The organism is Streptomyces sp. MMBL 11-1 (genome assembly GCF_028622875.1).
In the GTDB taxonomy this organism is placed as follows: domain Bacteria; phylum Actinomycetota; class Actinomycetes; order Streptomycetales; family Streptomycetaceae; genus Streptomyces.
This window is the reverse complement of sequence record NZ_CP117709.1, coordinates 4,683,763-4,704,057: the sequence shown is the minus strand read 5'-3', so window position 1 is coordinate 4,704,057 and position 20,295 is coordinate 4,683,763. Positions and strand designations below refer to the sequence as shown.

19 protein-coding genes and 1 pseudogene are annotated in these 20,295 nt (G+C 72.9%); 6 read left to right on the top strand and 14 right to left on the bottom strand.

Translation table 11 applies throughout. From position 1 onward, the window contains the following. Window positions 1-3: 3 nt before the first annotated feature. The gene (locus PSQ21_RS20745; protein ID WP_274032120.1) at window positions 4-930 is read left to right on the top strand and encodes a hypothetical protein; all 927 of its coding nucleotides are present in this window, start codon (window positions 4-6) and stop codon (window positions 928-930) included. After that, a complete protein-coding gene (locus tag PSQ21_RS20740) occupies window positions 927-1,910 on the top strand; it encodes a DUF3152 domain-containing protein (protein ID WP_274032119.1) in 984 nt (327 codons plus the stop codon). Before PSQ21_RS20745 ends, PSQ21_RS20740 begins: the two co-directional genes overlap by 4 nt. 152 nt (window positions 1,911-2,062) lie before the next feature. On the opposite strand, the gene PSQ21_RS20735 is transcribed toward PSQ21_RS20740, so the two are convergent. Together PSQ21_RS20735 and PSQ21_RS20730 are read right to left on the bottom strand one after the other, a co-directional pair. Beyond that, window positions 2,063-2,716 carry a class I SAM-dependent methyltransferase gene (locus PSQ21_RS20735; protein WP_274032118.1) on the bottom strand — a complete coding sequence of 218 codons (654 nt, stop codon included), beginning with the start codon at window positions 2,714-2,716 and terminating at the stop codon, window positions 2,063-2,065. A gap of 87 nt (window positions 2,717-2,803) precedes the next feature. Beyond that, a complete protein-coding gene (locus PSQ21_RS20730) occupies window positions 2,804-3,301 on the bottom strand; it encodes a hypothetical protein (RefSeq protein WP_274032117.1) in 498 nt (165 codons plus the stop codon). Between the two features lie 308 nt (window positions 3,302-3,609). On the opposite strand from PSQ21_RS20730, the gene PSQ21_RS20725 reads away from it, so the two are divergent. Next, on the top strand, window positions 3,610-4,914 hold the full coding sequence (locus tag PSQ21_RS20725; RefSeq protein WP_274032116.1) for a helix-turn-helix domain-containing protein: 1,305 nt from the start codon (window positions 3,610-3,612) through the stop codon (window positions 4,912-4,914). Here PSQ21_RS20725 and cutA read toward each other — a convergent pair. The 5 genes from cutA to PSQ21_RS20700 form a co-directional block, all read right to left on the bottom strand. Then, on the bottom strand, window positions 4,911-5,231 hold the full coding sequence (gene cutA / locus PSQ21_RS20720) for a divalent-cation tolerance protein CutA (RefSeq protein WP_274032115.1): 321 nt from the start codon (window positions 5,229-5,231) through the stop codon (window positions 4,911-4,913). The two genes, PSQ21_RS20725 and cutA, sit on opposite strands and share 4 nt — an antisense overlap. A gap of 68 nt (window positions 5,232-5,299) precedes the next feature. Then, window positions 5,300-5,950 (bottom strand): imidazolonepropionase-like domain-containing protein, encoded by a 651-nt coding sequence (locus tag PSQ21_RS20715; protein ID WP_274032114.1) that lies wholly within the window; start codon window positions 5,948-5,950, stop codon window positions 5,300-5,302. Window positions 5,951-5,963: 13 nt separating this feature from the next. After that, complete coding sequence (gene mqnC / locus PSQ21_RS20710; RefSeq protein ID WP_274032113.1) at window positions 5,964-7,163, bottom strand: cyclic dehypoxanthinyl futalosine synthase; 1,200 nt, start codon at window positions 7,161-7,163, stop codon at window positions 5,964-5,966. 72 nt (window positions 7,164-7,235) lie between these two features. After that, window positions 7,236-9,221, bottom strand: a complete 1,986-nt coding sequence (locus PSQ21_RS20705) for a serine/threonine-protein kinase (RefSeq protein ID WP_274032112.1) — start codon at window positions 9,219-9,221, stop codon at window positions 7,236-7,238. A 371-nt stretch (window positions 9,222-9,592) separates the two neighbouring features. Continuing rightward, a complete protein-coding gene (locus PSQ21_RS20700) occupies window positions 9,593-10,474 on the bottom strand; it encodes a menaquinone biosynthetic enzyme MqnA/MqnD family protein (RefSeq protein ID WP_274032111.1) in 882 nt (293 codons plus the stop codon). Between the two features lie 319 nt (window positions 10,475-10,793). On the opposite strand from PSQ21_RS20700, the gene PSQ21_RS20695 reads away from it, so the two are divergent. After that, window positions 10,794-10,997, top strand: coding sequence for a cold-shock protein (locus tag PSQ21_RS20695; protein WP_003967102.1), 204 nt, complete (start codon window positions 10,794-10,796; stop codon window positions 10,995-10,997). 141 nt (window positions 10,998-11,138) lie between these two features. Here the strand turns inward: PSQ21_RS20695 and PSQ21_RS20690 are convergent, their stop codons facing one another. The 6 genes from PSQ21_RS20690 to PSQ21_RS20665 form a co-directional block, all read right to left on the bottom strand. Beyond that, the gene (locus PSQ21_RS20690) at window positions 11,139-11,969 is read right to left on the bottom strand and encodes an ABC transporter ATP-binding protein (protein WP_274032110.1); all 831 of its coding nucleotides are present in this window, start codon (window positions 11,967-11,969) and stop codon (window positions 11,139-11,141) included. Continuing rightward, entirely contained in the window at window positions 11,966-12,982 is a 1,017-nt protein-coding gene (locus PSQ21_RS20685) for an ABC transporter ATP-binding protein (protein ID WP_274035862.1), read from the bottom strand. The genes PSQ21_RS20690 and PSQ21_RS20685 overlap by 4 nt, the downstream gene beginning before the upstream one ends. Window positions 12,983-13,137: 155 nt before the next feature. After that, window positions 13,138-14,007, bottom strand: coding sequence for an ABC transporter permease (locus PSQ21_RS20680; protein WP_274032109.1), 870 nt, complete (start codon window positions 14,005-14,007; stop codon window positions 13,138-13,140). Beyond that, entirely contained in the window at window positions 14,004-14,951 is a 948-nt protein-coding gene (locus tag PSQ21_RS20675) for an ABC transporter permease (protein ID WP_274032108.1), read from the bottom strand. The genes PSQ21_RS20680 and PSQ21_RS20675 overlap by 4 nt, the downstream gene beginning before the upstream one ends. Window positions 14,952-14,957: 6 nt before the next feature. After that, window positions 14,958-16,724 (bottom strand): ABC transporter substrate-binding protein, encoded by a 1,767-nt coding sequence (locus PSQ21_RS20670; RefSeq protein WP_274032107.1) that lies wholly within the window; start codon window positions 16,722-16,724, stop codon window positions 14,958-14,960. Then, window positions 16,721-17,974, bottom strand: coding sequence for a C45 family autoproteolytic acyltransferase/hydolase (locus PSQ21_RS20665; protein WP_274032106.1), 1,254 nt, complete (start codon window positions 17,972-17,974; stop codon window positions 16,721-16,723). Before PSQ21_RS20665 ends, PSQ21_RS20670 begins: the two co-directional genes overlap by 4 nt. A 145-nt stretch (window positions 17,975-18,119) precedes the next feature. On the opposite strand from PSQ21_RS20665, the gene PSQ21_RS20660 reads away from it, so the two are divergent. Further along, window positions 18,120-19,019, top strand: a complete 900-nt coding sequence (locus PSQ21_RS20660; protein ID WP_397990017.1) for a MurR/RpiR family transcriptional regulator — start codon at window positions 18,120-18,122, stop codon at window positions 19,017-19,019. Between the two features lie 73 nt (window positions 19,020-19,092). After that, entirely contained in the window at window positions 19,093-19,920 is an 828-nt protein-coding gene (locus PSQ21_RS20655; RefSeq protein WP_274032104.1) for a MerR family transcriptional regulator, read from the top strand. A 99-nt stretch (window positions 19,921-20,019) separates the two neighbouring features. On the opposite strand, the pseudogene PSQ21_RS20650 reads toward PSQ21_RS20655, so the two are convergent. Beyond that, window positions 20,020-20,274 (bottom strand): annotated as a pseudogene (locus PSQ21_RS20650) (amidohydrolase family protein); the annotation flags it as partial. Window positions 20,275-20,295: the final 21 nt, after the last annotated feature.

The window sequence follows — 20,295 nt, the reverse complement described above, 5'->3', positions numbered from 1 at the left end:
GTCATGACCCCTGAACCGCACGAGCACCTGCCGCCCCGCAGCCACGACGAAGAGCTGTTCCGGGACGCCCTGCACCGTACCGCCGGCCCGTTGTCGCTCCAGCCCGATCTGGTGCCCGACGCCGTACGGGAGGGCCGCCGGCGGCGGGCCAGGACCCGGGCGTTCGCGGTTGCGGGCACCTTCGTCGCGGTCACCGCAGTGACCCTGGGCCTCGCGGTGCTCGGCCCCTGGCTGTGGGCCGGGCCCGACGCGGGCCCCGCCACGCCCGCCGGCCCGTCCGTCTCCCCGCACACACCCACCCCGTCCCCCCAACGTACGGAGCCACGCCCCGACATGCCGAGCCCCACGTCCACCCCCGTGCCGACGGGCACCGCGCCCGTGCCCCCGGCTCCCCCCTTCGCCACGCCCGCCACGCCCTCCGCGTCCGTCCCGTCCGGCCCCGGCCCCGAGGCGGCCCAGCGGCTGCAGGACTTCCGGCAGCAGGTGGCCGGGGCCCTGGACGCCCTGCTGCCCGCGTGGATCGGGACTGTCCTGCCGGTCGGCGACGACGCGCGGAGCTACCAGGGGCGGCGCGGCTCCGTCGTGCACGCCGTCCGCCTGTCGGTGCGCCCGGAGCCGGGGGGCGCGGCGCCCGCCTGCCGCGACGTCCCGGCGAAGGGGCTGACCTGCGAGGGCCTCACCCTGGACGACGGCACGCCCGCCCGGGTCCACCGGCAGCCCGCCGAGGGCCGCACGGGCACGGAGGTCTCCCTCCAGTACCGGTACGGCCGCAGCGCGGTGGCCCTGTCCGTCTCGCCCACGCCGTCCGGGGCGGGCGGCGCTCGCGTCACCGCCGGCGACCTGGTCCGGGTCGCCCAGAGCCCGCTGTTCCGGGAGCTGATCGCGTACGCCGACGAGAAACCGGTGGAGCGGAGCGGGGCCGCCTCGTGACGCGCCGCCGCCCCACGGGCACCCTGCCGCGCGCGAACGGGCAACCGGACCGCGACGAGGACACGTTCCGGCTGCGCGTGCCGCCGCCCCGGGCCCCGGGGCCCGCGCCGGGCCGCTCGCGGTCGGCGGCCCGCTCCCGGGTACGCCGCAGACGCCGCGACCGGCGCCGGGCGGCCTCACTCGCCGTGCTGGCCCTCGTGGTCGTGGCGGGCGCGGCCCTGCTGGTCGGCCGCCCCTGGCAGGACGGGGGCGGCCCGGCGGACACGGCGGCGCCGGGCCCGTCCCGTACGGCCCCGGCGGGCGGACCGGACAACGCGGCACAACCGCTGGAGGACCCTCCGCCGTCCACTCCCCCACCGTCCCCGACGCCCTCCGCCTCGGCCAAGGACACGAAGGATGACGCCGTCCGGGCCGAGGACATCCCCGCCTCGGGCCCCGGCACGTTCACCGTGGCCCGCGCGGGGGTCGACGCGAAGGGCAGGGGCAGCGCCTACCGGGTCGAGGTGGAGGACGGCAGCGGCGTCGACCCCGACCGGGCCGCCGAGGAGATAGCCGCCGTCCTCGCCCACCCGCGCGGGTGGAGCCACGGCGGGGAACAGTCGTTCCGTCAGGTCGCCGACGGCCCGGCCGGACTCGTGATCAAGATCGCCACCCCGGCGACCACGGACCGGATCTGCGGCGAGTACGGCCTGCGGACGCGTGGCGAGGTCAACTGCCGGGGCGGCGAGAAGGTGATGGTCAACCTGAAGCGCTGGCAGCTCGGTTCCCCGCAGTTCGACGGGCCCGTGGCGGAGTACCGGGCGCTGATCGTCAACCACGAGGTCGGCCACTGGCTGGGACGCGGCCACGAGACCTGCCCGGGGAAGGGACGCCCCGCTCCCGCGATGATGCAGCAGATCGACGGGCTGAAGGGCTGCGTCGCCAACGCCTGGCCGTACGACACGAAGGGGCGCTACCTGGGCGGGCCGAAGGTGCCGTGACCTTCCCGTAGGGTGCCGGCTCGGCCTCGGGGGCGGCCCGGGACCGTCACCCCCTTCTGCCTTGCGCTGGCCCTATTGACCTTCGGAGGCACCGAATACGGCGACAGGCCCGGCAGACACCTGCCGGGCCTCCAGCCGAGCCGGGCGCCGGATCAGCGGCGGGCGGTCACCAGGAGCGTTCCGATGTGCCCGGCCCGCGGGGCGTCGAGGACGCGAGCGTCGATGTCACGGAAGCCCGCCCGTTCGAGGAGCCCGGCCCATCGGCGCGGGGTGTAGCTGTACCGGTACGTGTACATCGCCTTCCCCGCGAACCCGCCCTTGTACATGCCCTGCGGCCCGTACGCCCCGGGAATCGCCGGAGGATGGGAGAACGCGAACACCCCGCCCGGCCGCAGCCGCGACGCGACGAGCGGGAGCAGCCGCGCCGGGTCGGTGAACCAGACGGCACCGAAGATCGAGTAGACGGCGTCGTAGGTCGCCTCGTCGGCCGCGAGCGTCTCCAGCACCTCACCGCGGACGAAGTCGGCCCCCGTACCGGCCCACCGCTCCGTCACCTTCCTCACCATGACCGGAGACAGGTCGATGCCCGTCGCCTTGATCCCGCGCCCGGCGAGGAGGGCGAGCGCCCGGCCGGTACCGCAACCGACCTCCAGCACCGATGCCGGATCGCCGAGGAGCTCCGGACCAGGACCGTGACCGGTGTACTGCGTCCAGCAGAAGACCGGTTCCATGTCGTCCTTGAACGCGCTGCCTGCGTAGGTGTCCCACAGCTCGGTCTCGGCTGCGATGTCGTGTCGTACGGGCACAGTGCCTCTCTCGAAGCTGAACGGGAAGGCCCCTGCGCTCCGCGCGGGAGGAGAACAGGGGCCAGCGTAGGGGGCCGGAACCCCGGGTCAGTGGCTGTCGGGAACCTTGCTGTCGCACGGGGAGCAGTTCGCCCCGTCGATCTCCCAGAGCTCAGCGTCGACATTCCAGCCGTCAGCCGCCAGGAAGTCCGCGGTACGCAGGCACAGACCGTCGGACCGACGCGCGACGAACGGCGCGTGATGCTTGTACGCCCCGGCGTTGTGGACCTTGCACAGCGCCCAGTAGACCGGGGTGTCGAGGATGAGCTGATGCACACCGATGTCGACGAGCTTCCCCACACCGAGATGGACATCCGGGTTCTCCATGGCGCACACGACGTACGCCACGGCCTGACCGAGGATCCGCTCCGCCATGTTCCGGACCATGGTGTTGTCCCGGAGGAGCAGAGCGATCTCCCGCTCCCACAGGAGGCCGCCGTCCAGGACGTTCACTGTGAGGTGTTCGATGTACGGCGCCAGGGCGTTGAGAATCTGTTCCGGATCGCTGATACGGGCGAGGGCGGGCGGCTGAGCTGCGATGGTCATCCTGTCCTCCGTCGATCGTCGAGTGGTGCGGTGGAGCCCGCGCCCCGGCCAACCTGAGTGCGGGGGCCTGTTGGGGGCGTGGCGCCCGGTGTCAGGTCGCCTCCGCGATACGGAAACGAGCACTCTCACGCACGGCGACTCCTGGTCGGCCGACACCCCGGGCCGGCGGATGTCACCACTCACGGGGCCTGACGTCCGAGAGTCCCGTTCCTGCGAGTGCCCCGCCTGCCCATCGCGGGTGTACCCATGATGGGTACACCCCGTGGGTGCCCCCGGTGCACAGTGGGGCGAGCAGGCAGGAGAGCCGCATGACCTACCGGCCACCGACAGCTCTACCGCCCGACCTCATCGACCAGGACGACATCCACCGCGCGCTGGTGCGTCATGACTTCGGGGTGGTGTTCCGTCTCGCGCGCGAGCACGCGGGCATCTCGTATTCCAAGATCGCCACGGAGTGCGACATCAAGCCGAATCGCGTGGGGGAGCTCGCCAAGGGCCGCGGGCGCATCACGACCTTCGAGAAGATCGTCCAGATCGCCGACGCCTTACGCGTCCCGGGGCACGTGCTCGGTCTGGCTCCCCGCCCCTGGGAGGCGGACTCTCCTGGTCATTCCAGTGAAGAGATCGGATCACACGTGCGACGTCGAACCATACTCAAGGCCGCAACCTCTGCCGGCCTCGCCGCCGCGCTCCCCGCCCTTCACACTCCGGACCCACCGAGCAGGATCACCCCGGCCTACGTCGAGGAACTGCGCGCGCGGGCAGCCCGCCTCCGGCGCCTCGACATCTACCTCGGCGGCGGGGACACCTGTCGGGTGTACCTCGCAGAGGTCCAGCGCACCAAATCCCTCCTGCGGGCGGCCGTCTTCACCGATGACGCCCGCCAGAGAGCGACGGCGCTGCTCTCCGAGCAGGCCCAGCAGGCGGGATGGTCCGCATTCGACAGCGGGCGTACCCGGGAAGCGGTGGACCTGTACCAGGAGAGCCGCGCCCTCGCGCGCGAAGCCCAGGACTCGGACCTCTACGGCAACGCGCTCGCATTTCTTGCCTACAAGATCGGGCCCGACGACCGACAGGCCGCCGTCAGCGTCGCAGAAGCCTCCTGCGCCACGATCACGGCCCGCACCCCGTCCACCGTCCGCGCGCTGCTCCACGAGCGTCGCGCCTGGGCCTGTGCCCTGGACGGTCAGATCGCAGGCACGGAGCGCGCGCTGGAGGCGGCCCACAATGCGCTCGACAGCACACAGGACGGTGAGCCCCAGCCCGACTGGGCGGCCTGGGTCGACCACGTCGAGCTGGACATCATGACCGGCCGCTGCTGGACGGAGCTTCAGCGACCTCTCCGCGCCGTCCCCGCTCTCACCCGGGCACTCGGCCACTACAGTGACGACCACGCGCGCGACAAGTCCCTCTACCTGTCCTGGCTCGCTCAGGCCTACTTCACCGCCGGCGAGGTCGAGATGGCCGCGCAGCACGTCAGCCGCGCAGCGGCTCTCGCCCGTGGGGTCGCATCTCGACGACCGGCGCAGCGGCTCACCCCGCTGATCGACCGCCTGCGCCCGCACGCCGCCCTCCCCGCAGTGCGTGAACTCCTGGAAGGCACCGTCGCCTAAGGGTTGCCCGAAGCCCGGATCCATTCGAGGCACCGGTCGGCACCCTCGACGATCGGGACGGCGCACAACTCCGGGTTGTCCCAGGGATGCCGCTCCAGGAGATGCGCCTCCAGCTCGGCGTAGCGCTCCGTCGTCGTTTTGAGGAGGACTTGCCACTCCTCACCGGTACCGTACTGGCCCAGGTGCCAGAAGACGCTGACGACGGGCCCCACGATCTGGGCACCCGCCGCCAGACGTTGCTGAACAGCCCCGCCCGCCAGGGCAATCGCCTGTTCCCGGGTCTCTGTCGCGGTCGTTACCTGCACACATCCAGTCATGGCCGCGAGCCTACGAGAGGCCCCGCCGCGGGGGCGGTTCGCCTCGGGCAGAGGGGCCGGCTCCCGCCTCAGCGGGCCCGGTGCACGAGCCGTCCCGCGAGGACCGTCGCCACGCAGGCGCGCGCGCCGCCCGCGCGCAGGGCCGCCTCGTCGGGGACGTCGAAGACCGCGAGGTCCGCCCGGCCGCCCGTGGTCAGCGGGGCGCCCGCCGTACGGGCCAGGTCGCCGCCCGCCGCGAAGGGGTCCAGGTCCGGTGGGCCCGGGTGCGCGGGCGACGGCGGGACCCGGACCAGGCCCGACCGGGAGAGGGCCGTGCGCAGGGCGGGGTCGTCCGCGTCGAAGGGGCCCGCCAGGTGCGTCGTGCCGTGCCGCAGCATCCGCTGGAGCCCGCGCCGGACGGACCCGGCCCGCCGGGCCGTGTCCATCGTCGCCGCCAGCCGCTCGAACTCCTCGCCCCACAGCGGTCGTTCGCCCAGCTCGTCGGCCTCGCGGGGGTCGGGGTGGTAGCAGCGGGTGAGCAGCTCCCGGGCGCGGTCCTGGCGCAGGCCGGGCGTGAGGAGGCCGGGCCAGCGGCGGACCCGGGCGGCCGGGTACGCGGCGACGACCTCCTCGTACGGGCCGAGGGCCGCGATCCGCTCCCCGTCCACCGCGACGGCGCCGTCCACGACGGCCGCCGCGCCCACCGGGAGGACCAGGGGCGCGGCGTGGATCGTCAGCACGGGAAGCCGGGACCTAGTTGGCGTTCAGGAGCTTCAGCTCCGGGTGGGCCGTGCCGCCCTCGATCGCCGTCGAGGAGATGTGCGAGACGACGCGCTCGTCGGCCGGGTCCATCGCCGGGTCGTCGTGCACGACGAGGTGCTCGTACGTCGTGGCGCGCTGCGCGGGGACCCGGTCCGCCTTGCGGATCAGGTCGATGATCTCCAGCCGGTTGGAGCGGTGCCTGGCCCCGGCCGAGGAGACGACGTTCTCCTCCAGCATGATCGAGCCGAGGTCGTCCGCGCCGTAGTGCAGCGACAGCTGGCCGACCTCCTTGCCGGTGGTCAGCCAGGAGCCCTGGATGTGGGCGACGTTGTCGAGGAAGAGCCGGGCGATGGCGATCATCCGCAGGTACTCGAAGAGCGTGGCCTGCGTCTGGCCCTTCAGTTTGTTGTTCTCCGGCTGGTAGGTGTACGGGATGAAGGCGCGGAAGCCGCCCGTACGGTCCTGGACGTCCCGGATCATCCGCAGGTGCTCGATGCGCTCGGCGTTGGTCTCGCCGGTGCCCATCAGCATGGTGGAGGTGGACTCGACGCCGAGGCCGTGCGCGATCTCCATGATCTCCAGCCACCGCTCGCCGGACTCCTTGAGCGGGGCGATGGCGGTGCGCGGCCGGGCGGGCAGCAGTTCGGCGCCGGCGCCGGCGAAGGAGTCGAGCCCGGCGGCGTGGATCCGGCTGATGGCCTCCTCGGCGGAGACCTTCGAGATCCGGGCCATGTGCTCGATCTCGGAGGCGCCCAGCGAGTGGATGACCAGCTGCGGGTACGCCTTCTTGATCGCGGAGAAGTGCTCCTCGTAGTACTCGACGCCGAAGTCCGGGTGGTGGCCGCCCTGGAACATGATCTGGGTGCCGCCCAGCTCCACGGTCTCCGCGCAGCGGCGCAGGATGTCGTCGAGGTCGCGGGTCCAGCCCTTGGCCGTGTCCTTCGGCGGGGCGTAGAAGGCGCAGAACTTGCAGGCCGTCACACACACGTTGGTGTAGTTGATGTTGCGCTCGATGATGTACGTCGCAATGTGCTCCGTGCCGGCGTAGCGGCGGCGGCGCGCGGCGTCGGCGGCGGCGCCCAGCGCGTGCAGGGGCGCGGAGCGGTAGAGGTCGAGCGCCTCCTCCGGCGTGATCCGACCGCCTTCGGCGGCTCGGTCGAGGACGGGCTGAAGGTCGGCCTTCTCGGTCACCGGGCTGTCACCTTTCGGCGGTTTTATTGACGTTCCTCGGACCGATCCAGCCTACGCCAGCCCCTCACGCCGTCAGCCGCCGGACCGGGTGAGCTTGCCGTACGGGAGACCCGCGGCGCGTTCCTTCGAGCGGTAGGCCAGGGTGCCGTCGTCACCGAGGCGGAAGACCAGGTCGGCCTCGGTGGTGGTGCACAGGCCGGGGGTGCTCGGGCGGTCCGGGTCGGTGGCCTCGCGGATGTTCAGCTCCTTGGCGGTGCCGGAGGCGAGGGTGCCGACGCTGTTGCAGGTGACGGTGATGCCGAGCTGGGAGATGGTCGTGCTCATCCGGACGACCCGCTCCCCGCGTTTCCCCTCGGTGAAGACGGCGGTGAGCGTGCCGTGGGGCTGACCGGTCGTCTTCTCGGTGACCGGCCCCTTCCAGGTGCCCACGTACGCCTTCGGCAGCTCGCCGACCGGAGCCCCGCCCCGGCCGGCGGACTCGGCGGGCGACGGCTTCCCGGAGCCGGACGGGGAGGCGGGGGCCGACGGCGTCGCCGCGGCGCCGTTGTCCCGGTCGGCGGCGCCGCCCGGGAGGAAGCCGTCGAGCAGGCCCGCGCCGAAGGTGACGACCGCGAGTGCGCCCGCCACGGCCAGGGCGACCGTGCAGCTGACGCGGCGGCTCCGGCGTTCCCCGGAGGGCCGCCGGTTCTCCGCGCTGACGGTCAGGGAGAGGCGGGGGTCGCCGGTGCGGCGGCCCGGCAGCCCGCTCGTGCCGTGCCCGCCGTGCGCGCCGTCGCCGCCCTGGCGGTAGGTCCCGGCGTGCGTGGGGGGCGGAGGCACGGTGGAGGCGGGTTTCGCGCGCGGAGGCGTCGGCGGCGGGGGCGGCGGCGGGGTCCCGTACACGTCGTCCTGCGGGTGCGGCGTGCCGTACGCGTCGTCCTGCGGATGCGGGGTCCTGTACGGCGCGTCCTGCGTCGCCTCCTGCGGGCGCGGTGTCCCGTACGGGGCTTCCCGCGCCGCGTCCTGCGCCGCTTCCTGCGGGCGCGGCGTCCCGTACGGCGCTTCCTGCGGGCCCGGGGCGGGCGGGCCGAACTGCCCGCCCCGGCCCGGCGCGGCCGTCCCCGGCACCGCCCCCAGCGACGCGCTGCTGAACGGCACCGGCCCCGACTGCACCGGCGCGTCCTGTGGTTCCAGGTCCAGCAGCGCCACCGCGGACCGGCTCAGCTCGCGCACCAGCCCGCCCGGCAGCCAGCCGCCCGCCACCATCGCCGCCGCCCCGCCGGGAGCGAGCGCACGGGCGAGATCGGCCGGGGCGGGGCGGGCCGCCGGGTCCTTGGCGAGGCAGCCCTCGACCGCCTCGCGCAGCTCGCCCTCCAGGTCGCCCAGTTCGGGTTCCTCGTGGACCACCTTGTAGAGGAGTACGGCGGAGGAGTCGCCCGGGAAGGGGGCCGCGCCCGTCGCCGCGTACGCGAGGACCGCGCCCAGGGAGAAGACGTCGGCCGCGCCGGAGACGTCCCGGCCCCGGATCTGCTCGGGCGCCATGTAGCCGGGAGAGCCGACGGAGACCCCGGTGGAGGTGAGCGAGACGGTCGCGCCGAGGGCCCGGGCGATGCCGAAGTCGATGAGGCGGGGCCCGTCGAGGGCGAGCAGCACGTTGGACGGCTTCACGTCGCGGTGGACGATGCCCTGCCCGTGGACGACGGCGAGGGCCTCGGCGAGACCCGCGCCCAGGGTGCGTACCGCGTGCTCGGGCAGCGGGCCGTGCTCGGTGATCGCCTGCGAGAGCGGCGGCCCGGCGACGTACCCGGTGGCCACCCACGGCACCGGGGCGTCCGGGTCGGCGTCCAGGACGGGGGCGGTCCACTGGGCGCCGATACGCCGGGCGGACTCGACCTCGCGCCGGAACCGGGCGCGGAACTGCTCGTCGAGGGCGAAGTGGGGGTGGACGACCTTGACCGCGACCGTACGCCCGCCCGCGCTGCGGCCGAGATAGACCCGGCCCATACCGCCCGCGCCGAGCCTGCCGAGCAGCCGGTAGGCACCGATGGTGTGCGGTTCGCCCGCTTCCAGCGGCTGCATATGGACTCCCCCTGTGAACCCTGCGGACGGTGAACCCGTGGACGGTAAACCCTGTGTACGGTCCGTGCCCGGACCGAAGCCTAGGGGGCGCCAACGGCGTGGTCACCGCGAAACGGCCGGACCATTCCCCCTTCTCCGGTCAGGAAGGGACCTTTTCGCCCCGGGGAAAGGCGCGAATGTGTTGTTCCGCCGCCTCTTCCATTCCTTTGCGGGAGCCCTGTCCGGGGACGGAAAGGGAATTCCCCCCATTCCCCGGTTCAACCGCTCAACGCTCAACCGCTCAACCGCTCGATCTGTCAGCCGCTCGTTCTGTCAGCCACTCATCCGCCCGGCCGCTCATCCCGCTCGGCCTCCCGGCCTCTCTCGGCCTCTCAACCGCCGAGCAGCTCCACCTGGACATCGGTCGGGTAACCCGTGTCCCGGCCCGTACGGCGGGCGAACTCGCGGACGCCTGCCAGCTGGTCCGGGCCGAAACGGAAATCGAGCGTCGTGAAGTACCGCTCCAGCACCTCCGCGTCGAAGGCCTCCCAGCGGGCCGCCTGCTCCGCGACCTTGGCGACCTCCTCCAGGGAGAGGTCCCGGGAGGCCAGGAACGCCTCGTGGACCTGGGCCGTCTGCTCGGGGTGCGCGGCGAGGAAGTCCTTGCGGGCCGCCCAGACGGCGAAGACGAACGGCAGCCCCGTCCACTCCTTCCACATCTGGCCCAGGTCATGGACCTGGAGCCCCAGCCGGGGCGCGTCGTGCAGATTGGCGCGCAGCGCGGCGTCGCCGATCAGCACGGCGGCGTCCGCCTCCTGCATCATCACGCCCAGGTCGGGCGGGCAGGTGTAGTAGTCGGGCCGGACCCCGTAGCGCTCGGCCAGCAGCAGCTGCGCCAGCCGCACCGAGGTGCGGGAGGTCGAGCCGAGCGCCACCCGGGCCCGGTCGAGCTGCTCCAGCGGGAGCTGGGAGACGATCACGCAGGACATGACGGGGCCGTCGCAGCCGACGGCGATGTCGGGGAAGGCCACCAGGTCGTCGGCGTTGCGCAGGTACTCCACGAGGGTGACCGGGCCGATGTCCAGCTCCCCCCTGATCAGCTGCTCGCTGAGCCGCTCCGGGGTGTCCTTGGAGAGCTCCAGGTCGAGCAGGGTTCCCGTCCGCGCCAGGCCCCAGTACAGCGGGAGGCAGTTCAGGAACTGGATGTGGCCGACGCGGGGCCGACTGCGACGGTCGTCGTCGCCTTCACGGGGGGAGACGGTTGAATTGTCCACATCGCGAGGCTAGACCCGCATCCGCCCAGGAGCACCACCGGGGCCCGCGCGCCCGTCCCACGCCCCGCCCGCACCCCGGCCCACGCCCCCTTCCGGGGGCCTCTTGTCAGACGCCCGATGCGGGCCGTCAAACATTCGGGTGAAGTGATCTTTCCCTCTACCGCTCGCCAGAGACCGCGTGCTAGGCTCGCTCGCAAGTTGCAGTTTGGTTTCCCTTGCAGTACAGAGCCTGCGGAGCATGTAACCCGCAGGCTTTTGTAGTTTTCAGACTTGTTTGCAGGTTCTGGAGCAGGGCAACCCTTTGGCCCAAGGAGGGCTTATGGCTACCGGAACCGTCAAGTGGTTCAACGCTGAAAAGGGCTTCGGCTTCATCGCCCAGGACGGCGGCGGCCCGGATGTCTTCGTTCACTACTCCGCGATCAACGCGTCCGGGTTCCGCTCCCTCGAGGAGAACCAGGTCGTGAACTTCGACGTCACTCAGGGACCCAAGGGTCCGCAGGCTGAGAACGTCACCCCGGCCTAGTTGCCCGGGTCGGTCGATCGCGGCCGTACATAGCAGTACCCAAGGAGCCCCGCTCCCCCGCTTCGGCGGAGGAACGGGGCTCCTGCCTTTGTACGGCCGGATCGCCCGTACGACCGGATCGCCGGTGGACGACCGAACCTGTCAGGCCACGGCGGACCGGGCGGCGACCGCGTCGGCCGGGTCCCAGCCGGCGCGCGGCACCGAGGCCAGCAGCAGCCGGGTGTAGGGGTCGCGGGGGGCGGCGAGCACCTCGGCGGTCGGGCCCTGTTCGACGGCCGTTCCCCGCCGCATCACGACGACCTCGTCGGTGATGTGCTGCACCACCGCCAGGTCGTGGCTGACGAAGACCAGCGCGACCCCGGTGTCCCGGCGGATCCCGTCGAGTAGTCGCAGGATCTGGGCCTGGATCGACACGTCGAGCGCCGCCACCGCCTCATCCAGGACCAGCACCTTCGGATCGACGGCGAGCGCGCGGGCGATGGCCAGGCGCTGCCGCTGCCCGCCGGAGAGCCCGTGCGGCAGCGCCTCCGCCTCGCGGGCGCCGAGGCCCACCCGGTCCAGCAGCCCGTCGGCCAGCTCCGCCGGCCGGCCGTGCAGCCGCAGCGCCGTGGTCAGGCAACGGCGGGCGGTGAGCCGGGGGTCGAGCGAGAGGTAGGGGTCCTGGAAGACCATCTGGATCTCCCGCGCGCGGGCCAGCCGGGCCGCCCTGCCGCGCGGGGCCGTGAGTCCCCGGGCCCGGCCCTCGACCCGGACCGTACCGCCGTCCGGGCGGACCAGGCCCACCAGCATCCGGGCCACGGTCGTCTTGCCGGAGCCGGACTCCCCGACGATCCCGAGCGAACCGCCCGCCGGGACGGTGAAGCCGATGCCGTCGGCGGCGGTCAGGAGACCCTTGCCGGGCAGCGGGTACGTCTTGCGCAGCCCCTCGACCGCGAGCAGCGGGGAGGGGTCCTGCCCTGGGGAGCGCGTCATCGGTCGGTGCCCTTCCGCACGGTCTGCTGCGTCGGTGTCGTCGGTACGGGGACGGGTTCCGGCAGTCGGCGGCAGGAGGCGGAGCCCGTACCGCCGTCCGCGAGGGCCACCGGTTCGGGCCGCCAGGTCGCGCACTCCGGTTCGGCGTCCGGACAGCGCTCCGCGAAGGGACAGCCGGTGAAGACGTCGGCCAGCGACGGCGGCTTCCCGGGGATCGGGCGGATCTCCCGGTGGTCCTCCCCCAGCGTCGGCGAGCAGGCGAGCAGCCCCCGGGTGTAGGGGTGGCGGGGCCGCTCGAACAGGTCGGCGGCGGTCCGCTCCTCGACGACCCGGCCCGCGTACATCACGTACACGCGGTCGCAGTAGGCGGCGGCCAGGTGCAGGTCGTGGGTGATGAACAGCAGACCGAGGCCGCGTTCGGCGCGCAGGGTGCGCAGGAGGGCGAGGATCTCCGCCTGGGTGGTGACGTCCAGGGCGCTGGTCGCCTCGTCGGCCAGCAGCAGCCGGGGCTCGGCGGCCAGCGCCCCGGCGATGACGACGCGTTGGAGCATCCCGCCGGAGAGTTCGTGCGGGCGCTGGCGGACCCGGCGCTCCGGTTCGTCGAGGCCGACGGCGTCCAGCAGCTCGACCGCGCGGCTCCGGGCGGCCGCTCCGGTCACCCCGGTCCCGGCGGCGGCGAGCCGTTCGACGAGGAAGTCCCCGATGCGGCGGACGGGGTTGAGGGCGGCGCGCGGGTCCTGGTGGACCAGGGCGACGGTCCGGGCCCGGTGGGCGCGCAGCTCCTCGCCGCGCAGGGCGAGGACGTCGCGGCCCTCCACGCGTACGGAACCGTCGAGGGCCGTCCCTCCGGGGAGGGTGCGGAGGGCGGCCTTGGCGGTCGTGGACTTGCCGGAGCCGGACTCGCCGACCAGGCCGACGACTTCGCCACTCGCGACCCGCAGGGACACCTGGTCCAGAACGGGGCGGGCGGTGCCGGGGAGGCGGAGGGTGAGGTGGTCGATGTCGAGGAGCACGGTGTCACTTCCCGGTGCGGCGTGGGCCGCCGTCCTGTGGGCCGCTGTGTTGTGTCCCGCTGCGGCGTGCCCCGCTGTGTTGTGGGCCGCTGCGGCGTGGGCCGCCGTGCTGTGGGCCGCTGTGTTGCGTCCTGCTGTGTCGTACGGCATGCGCGCTACCTCCCGTTGGCGAGTCGGTCGGCGGCCCGGACCCCGACGACGTTGAAGGAGACGACCACCAGGGCGATGGCGACGCCGGGCACCAGGGCGGGCAGGAGCGCGCCCTGGACGACGGCGGCCTGTCCCTCCTGCACCATCAACCCCCAGTCGGAACTGGGCGGCTGGGCCCCGAAGCCCAGGTAGGAAAGCGTGGCCAGGGACATCAGGGCCTCACCGAAGAGGACCACCAGATAGCCGATGACGGAGCGGCCGAGGTTGGGGACGAGGTGGAACGCGCAGATCCGCAGGGAGCCCATGCCCTGGACGCGGTAGGCGTCGATGTAGGGCTTGCGCCGCTCCGAGAGGGCCACGGAGCGGGTGTACTTGGCGACGGTCGGCGTGTACGCGAGGCCGAGCGCCAGCACGGAGGTGGTCATCCCGGTGCCGCAGACCGCGATGATCAGCACGGTGAACAGCAGCCCCGGGAAGGCGTACATGACGTCGGTGAGCCGGGAGATGACGGTGTCGGCCCAGCCGCCGCGCCAGGCCGCCAGGGTGCCGAGCGCGATACCGAGCACGGCGGCGATGGCGAGCAGGAGCGCCGGGGCGACGAGGCTGGTGCGGGCCCCGTACAGCACCCGTGACAGCAGGTCCTGGCCGGAGGAGTCGGTGCCCAGGAGGTGGTCGCCGGTGGTCCCGGCCAGCGAGGCGGAGAGGTCGATGGCGTCGGGGGCGTACGGGGCGATCAGCGGGGCGAGGAGGGCGGCGAGCACCACCAGGCCGAGGACCGCGCCCGCGAGGATCGCCCCGTAGGGCCGCCGGGCGGCCGGGATCTCCACCGGGGTGAGGGCCGGGGCCGAGGCCGGGGCCAGGCTGGGGGCGGTCATACGGCGGCCTCCTTCACGCGCGGGTCGAGCAGCGGGTGGACCAGGTCGACGAGGGTGGTGACCAGGATGTAGCCGGTGACCATGAGCAGCAGCACCGCCTGTGCCACGGGGAAGTCGTGGGTGTTGATCGCGCCGACGAGCAGCGAGCCGATGCCGCTGATGCCGAACGCCGTCTCCACGACGACCGTGCCGGCGAGCATCCCGGCCATGACCAGGCCGCACATGGTGACGATCGGGCCGAGCGCGTTGCGCAGGATGTGACGGCGGACGATCTCGCGCTCGGGGATGCCGGAGGAGCGGGCGGCCTCCACGTGGTCGGCGGCCCCGGCGTCGGCCATCGCCTGCCGGGTGACCCGGCTGATGATGGCGAGCGCGCCGAGCGCCAGCGCCAGGGCGGGCAGGGTCAGATGGTGCAGGGTGCCGGCGAAGCCCTCGCCTCCCCCGGTGACGGGGAACCAGCCGAGCTGGACGCCGAAGACGGCGGCGAGCGCGATGGCGGAGACGAACGAGGGGACCGACGCCGCCAGCGTCGTACCGCCGACCACGGCCGAGTCGACCCAGGTGCCCCGCCGGACGGCGGCGAGGATGCCCGCGCCGACGCCGAGGACGACGAAGAGGACGGTCGCGTACGCCACCAGCGCCAGGGTGGTCGGGAAGCGGGCGACCAGCAGGTCGGCGACCTGGTCGCTGTACTTGAAGGAGCGGCCGAGGTCGAACTGGAGGCAGTCGCCGAGCCAGCGGCCGTACTGCACGACGAGGGGTTCGTCGAGGTGGTACTGCGCCCGGACCAGCTCCAGCTTCTCGGGGGTGAGTTTGTCGCGGCCGCCGGCCAGGAAGACGGCGGGGTCGCCGGGGGCCGCGTACACGGCGGCGAAGATGACGAAGGAGGCGGCGAGGAGGGTGGCCAGCAGTCCGGCCAGCCGCCGGGAGATCCGGGCGAGCATCGCGGGTCAGCCCTTCTTGGTGCCGAGTTCGGCGGCCCAGGGGTAGTAGAGGTACGCCATGGAGGCGGGCGGCCCGGTCAGCTTCTCGTCGAGGACGAGGACGGAGGGGACCTGGGCGACGGAGATCCAGACGGCGGCGTCGGTGAACTTCTTCTGGACCTCGGCGGCGAGCTTGGCGCGCTCGGCGTCGTCGAGGGTGGCGAGCGCCTTCTCGACCGTGGCGTCGTAGGCGGGGTCCGCGAAGCCGACCCAGTTGTTGGAGGAGCCGGTGAGCGCGTTGTCGTAGAAGCCGATCGGGTCGGCCTTGGAGATGTACCAGTCGCCGACCAGGACGTCGATGCCGCTCCGGGCCTCGGGGTCGCTGTAGAACTGCTCGAACTGGGCGGTGGGCACGGTCTTGATCTGTCCGGTGAGCCCGATCCGCTGGAGGGCCGAGCGGACGGCGTTGGCGACGACGGTGCGGCCCTGGCTGGCGTCGGTGCCGATGACGATCGGGGTGGCGGCGTCGGCGCCGGAGTCCTTCACCAGCTTCTTCGCGGCGGCGATGTCCTCGGCGTCGGGGCTCGCGGGGGCGACCGGGTCGGCGGCGCGGGCGGCGGCCTCGAAGACCGGCTTCTCGTACCCCCAGGCGCCGGAGCCGACCGGGGTGGACCAGGGCTGGACCATGCCGCCGTAGCCGGAGGCGGCGATGCCCTTGCGGTCGAGCGCGAGGGAGAGCGCGCGGCGCACGGCCGGGTCCTTCAGTCCGCCGCGTGCGGTGGGGATGAGGACGAGGGAGGCGGTGGAGGGGCCGTAGTGCTGGGTGATGCCCTTCTTTCCGGCGAGGGCGGCGGCGGTGTTGGGGGATTCGGCGTACGCGCCGTCGGCGGCCCCGGTGGTGAGCGCGTTGACCAGGGCGCTGTCGGTGGCCCAGCGGAAGGTGACACGTTTCGTCAGCGGTCGGTCGCCCCAGTAGTCGTCGTAGCGCTCGATGGTGATGGAGTCGCCGGACTTCCAGTTCGCCAGCCGGTAGGGGCCGGTGCAGGCGTCGGGCTGTCCGGGGGTGCCGAAGTCCCGGCCCGCCTTCTCGACCTGCTCCTTGTTCCAGACGATGCCCGCGTCGCCGGCGAGCGCCTTGAGGAAGAGGGCGTCGGGGGCCTTGAAGGAGAGGGTGATCTCCCGGTCGCCGGTCTTCTTCATGGAGGCGACGTTTCCGAACTCGTCGCCCTGCTCCATGTCCGGGTCGGCGTGCCGCTGAAGGCTCCAGAGCACGTCGTCGGCGGTCATCGGGGTGCCGTCGTGGAAGGTGACGCCGGAGCGGAGCTTCAGGACGAGGGTGGTGTCGTCGGGGGTTTCGACGCTCTCGGCGAGGAAGGGTTTCGTCGTCATGTCCGGCTGGAGCTGGTAGAGCCGCTCGCAGACGTTGGTGAGGACGACCCGGCCGGCGCTGGAGCCCTGGGTGTCCAGGTCGAGGGAGTCCGGTTCGTCCTCCAGGAGCCAGCGGGCTTCGGCCAGTTCGCCCTTGGCGGCGGCCGTGGTCGGGGTGAGGGTGAGCCGCCCCGCGTCGGCGGCGGAGCCGCTGCCGGCGGGCTGGGTGGCCCCGCTGCATCCGGCGGCGAGCAGCGCGGCGACGACGGCTCCGGCGACGGGGGCGGTCCGGCGCAGGGCGCGGCGGGGAGCGGCGGCGGATGCGGCGTGGCCTCCGGCTGCGGGTACCGCGTGGCCTCCGGCTGCGGGTACCGCGTGTCCTCCGGCTGCGGGCGGACAGAAGGTGTCGGGCGTGCGGTGGGTCATGGCTGGGTTCCTGTCGGTTCCGGGCCGCCGTGCGGGCCGTCGTAGAGGTTCCAGGGAAGGTGCTGGTACGCGCGGTCGCAGGGGGTTCCGGCGGTCACGTGGTAGTCGCCGGTGGTGAGGTCGGCGAGGGAGGAGACGAGGGTGGTCCAGTGCTCGACGGCCGGCCGGCGCGGGTCGGGGTGCGTGCACAGGGACTCGGGGTGGCCGAGGTGGTCGGACATCGCCCGGCGGATCAGCTTCCGGGACTCGTCGGGCCCGGTGGAGTGGCGCAGGGCGGCCAGGCCCTGTTCGGCGCGGGGGACGCGGACCAGGGAGTCGGAGGACATCGGGCGGTAGCCGGCGGCGGCGAGCGGGGCGGGGATGCCCGCCTGGTAGTGGTTGCCGTGCACCAGCAGGCCGTCGGTGGGATACATCCAGCCGTGTCCGGCGGGGGTGGTCTCCAGGTCGATGGCGAAGCCCTCGCGGCAGGTGAGCAGGGCGTTGCTGGCGATGTGGGCCCGGGTGCGGCAGAGCACGTCGAGGGCGTCGGCGATGTTGTCCTGGTCGAGGACGGTGCGCCGCACGACGGTCTGGGGCAGCCCGATCCGGTCGTCGAACCGGCCGCCGAGGCCGTTGGCGTTGAAGGCGATCCCGGCGGAGTTGGCGCCCTGGCGGCCGATCTGTCCGGCCTCCACCTGCATGATCAGGGTCGGCCTGGGCGGCTGGACGATCCGGATCATGACGACGGTGTCGGCGACGCCGGCCCGCCAGTCCCAGTTCTGCCCGGCGTAGACGTGGCCGTCGCCGCTGGCCGGGCCGTACGCGGCGAACGAGGTGCAGCCCTCGGCGGGTTCCTCCTCGGCCGGCCGCTGCCCGTGCCCGTCGGCGGCGATCTCGGCGAAGGACTTGTCGTAGATGACCTCGCCGCGTGCGTTCAGCGCGAGGACGTCCAGCAGACCGGTTCCCGCGCCGTCGGCGATGCCCCGCATCTCCTCCACGAGGTGGGGGGCGTAGGCGCTCACGGGCTCCAGCCAGCGGGCGGCGCGGGCGGTGACCTGGTCCCAGGTGAGCCCGGCGGAGCGGCCGAACGCCTCCTCGTAGTAGCCGAGGGCGGCGTGCAGTTGGGGGCGGACGGCCTCGCCGTACTGCCGGCCGCGCTCCAGCGGGGAACCGGAGATCTCGATGACGGGGAGGACCCGGGCGGCGGAATCCGTGGGCGGGGGTGCGGAATCCGTGGGGACGGGCGCGGACTCCGTGGGAAGGGGTGCCATTCTTCTCCTCGCGACGGAACGCTTCGGCGACCGACGGACAGGCAACGGGAACCGGAAACCGGCACGGTCCTGTAACGTCGATTTCAGAATGCGTTCCCTTTGGAACGTTCTGCCCAGGACAGTAACGCCGGTCACACGGAAGTCAATGCTTGTAATGGAAATTCCAGAGAACGAGACCGGAGTGACGCGCCTCCGTGTCGCCATTCGTGACCAATGGAACGATCTGTCCACCTCGGAACGGGCCGTGGCCCAGTACCTGGTGAGCGCGCCGGTCGAGCAGTTGCTGTTCGCCAGCGCACAGCAGCTCGGCGCGGCCAGCTCCACCAGCAACGCCACCGTCGTACGGGCCCTGCAACGCCTCGGCTACGCCGGTCTCCCGGCGCTCAAGCGGGAGCTGGCCAACGACTTCACCTCGGCCGTCGCTCCCGAGGTGCGGCTCAAACGGCGTATCGCGCATGTGGGCCAGGACCTGGACTCCATCTGGACCGATGTCTTCGACGAGGCCCAGGAACGCATCGACCAGGCCCGCCGGCTGACCGGCCCGGACTCCCTGAAACGGGCGGTGGCCGTCCTCGCCGAGGCCCGCGAGGTCTTCGCCTACGGGGTCGCCGCCTCCGAACCGGGCGCGCGGCACCTGGCGCTGGCGCTAGGCCGGATCGGCCGCCGGGCCCGCGCCGTATCGGAGACCGGGTTCGCCCTGGCCGACCAGCTGCTGGCCCTCGGGCAGGGCGACGCGGTGGTGATCTTCCAGCCGGGGCGGCGGCTGATAGAGCTGTCGGTCCTGATGGAGCGGGCCCGCTCGGTCGGCGCGAAGGTGGTCCTGGTGACGGACGAGCTGGGCGAGGCGTACGCGGACCGGGTCGAGGCGGTGCTCACCGCGCCGCACACACCGACCGGGATAACGGCGGAGTCCCTGACCGGGCTGCTGGTGGCCGACGCGCTGCTGCTGGCGCTGGCCACGCTGGACGAGGACCGGGCCGTCGGCTCCTCGCACCAGCTGACCGCCCTGCGCGAACAGCTGCTGGACCCGAAGCGGCAGGGCTGACGGAGCATCCGGAGAGAGCAGCCCCGACGACGCTTGACCTTCACCCCGTGTGAAGGGGTGCAGTGGAGCCATCATGTTCACCATCGGAGATTTCGCCAGGTACGGGCGGGTGTCGCCCCGGATGCTGCGCCATTACGACGCCATCGGACTGCTGACCCCCGACCGCACCGACCCCGCCACCGGCTACCGCCTCTACGGCGCGGCCCAGCTCGCACGGCTCAACCGGATCATCGCGCTCAAGGACCTCGGTTTCACGCTCCAGCAGGTGGGGGCGGTCCTGGACGAGCGGGTGGGCCCGGAGGAGCTGCGCGGCATGCTGCGGCTGCGCCGGGCGGAGCTGGCGGAGGCGGTGGCGGCCGCTTCCGCGCGGCTGGCCCGGGTCGAGGCGAGGCTCCGGTCGATCGAGAGCGAGGGGCACATGCCTGCTGACGACGTTGTGATCAGGGCCGTTCCGGCGGTCCGGGTGGCCGAGCTGACCGGGACGGCGGCGAGCTATCAACCGCAGGACATCGGGCCGGTGATCGGCCCGCTGTACGAGCGGCTCTTCCCGCTCCTGGAAGGCGCCGGACTCCGGCCCGCCGGTCCCGGGATCGCGCGTTACGAGGACGCGCCCGAGGGCGGCGGCGCGATCACGGTGCACGCCGGGGTGACGGTGTCGGCCCCGGTGGGCCCGGTCGGGGACACGGGGGCGCGGGTGGTGGAGCTGCCGCCGTTCGAGGCGGCCACGATCGTGCACCGGGGCGCGATGGACGACGTCCTGTCGACGACCCACACCCTGGCCCACTGGCTGGACGCCCACGGCTACCGCTCCACGGGCTACGCCCGCGAGGTCAACCTGGAGTGCCCGCCGGACCGCGAGCAGTGGGTGACGGAGTTGCAGGAGCCGGTGACGAAGGGCTGACCTGCAATAAAGGGGAGGGGAGGGGGGCGCACCCCTCCCCTCCCTTCTTACGTACGCCCACGCCGAGGTCCTACGCCCCTGCCAGGTGGCCCATCTGCGCCTCGCCGACCCCGCGGTGTCCATGGCGATCACGGTGCCCATCTCGTCACAGGCTGCGAGGAACGGATCCCAGTCGTCCGTATGTAGGGACGGAAGTCCGAGATGGGGAGGTATCCCGGAGAACCCGACCGCGCGCACGCCGAGCAGCCCCGGCTCGCGGTCCTTCGCTTCGGTGAACGTCTGCCCGCAGGAGCCGGGGAAGGCCGGGAAGCAGAGGGCGGACGCGTTCCACGGTACCGCCTGCCTGACTAGGCGTCAGTTACCGTGCGCGCATTG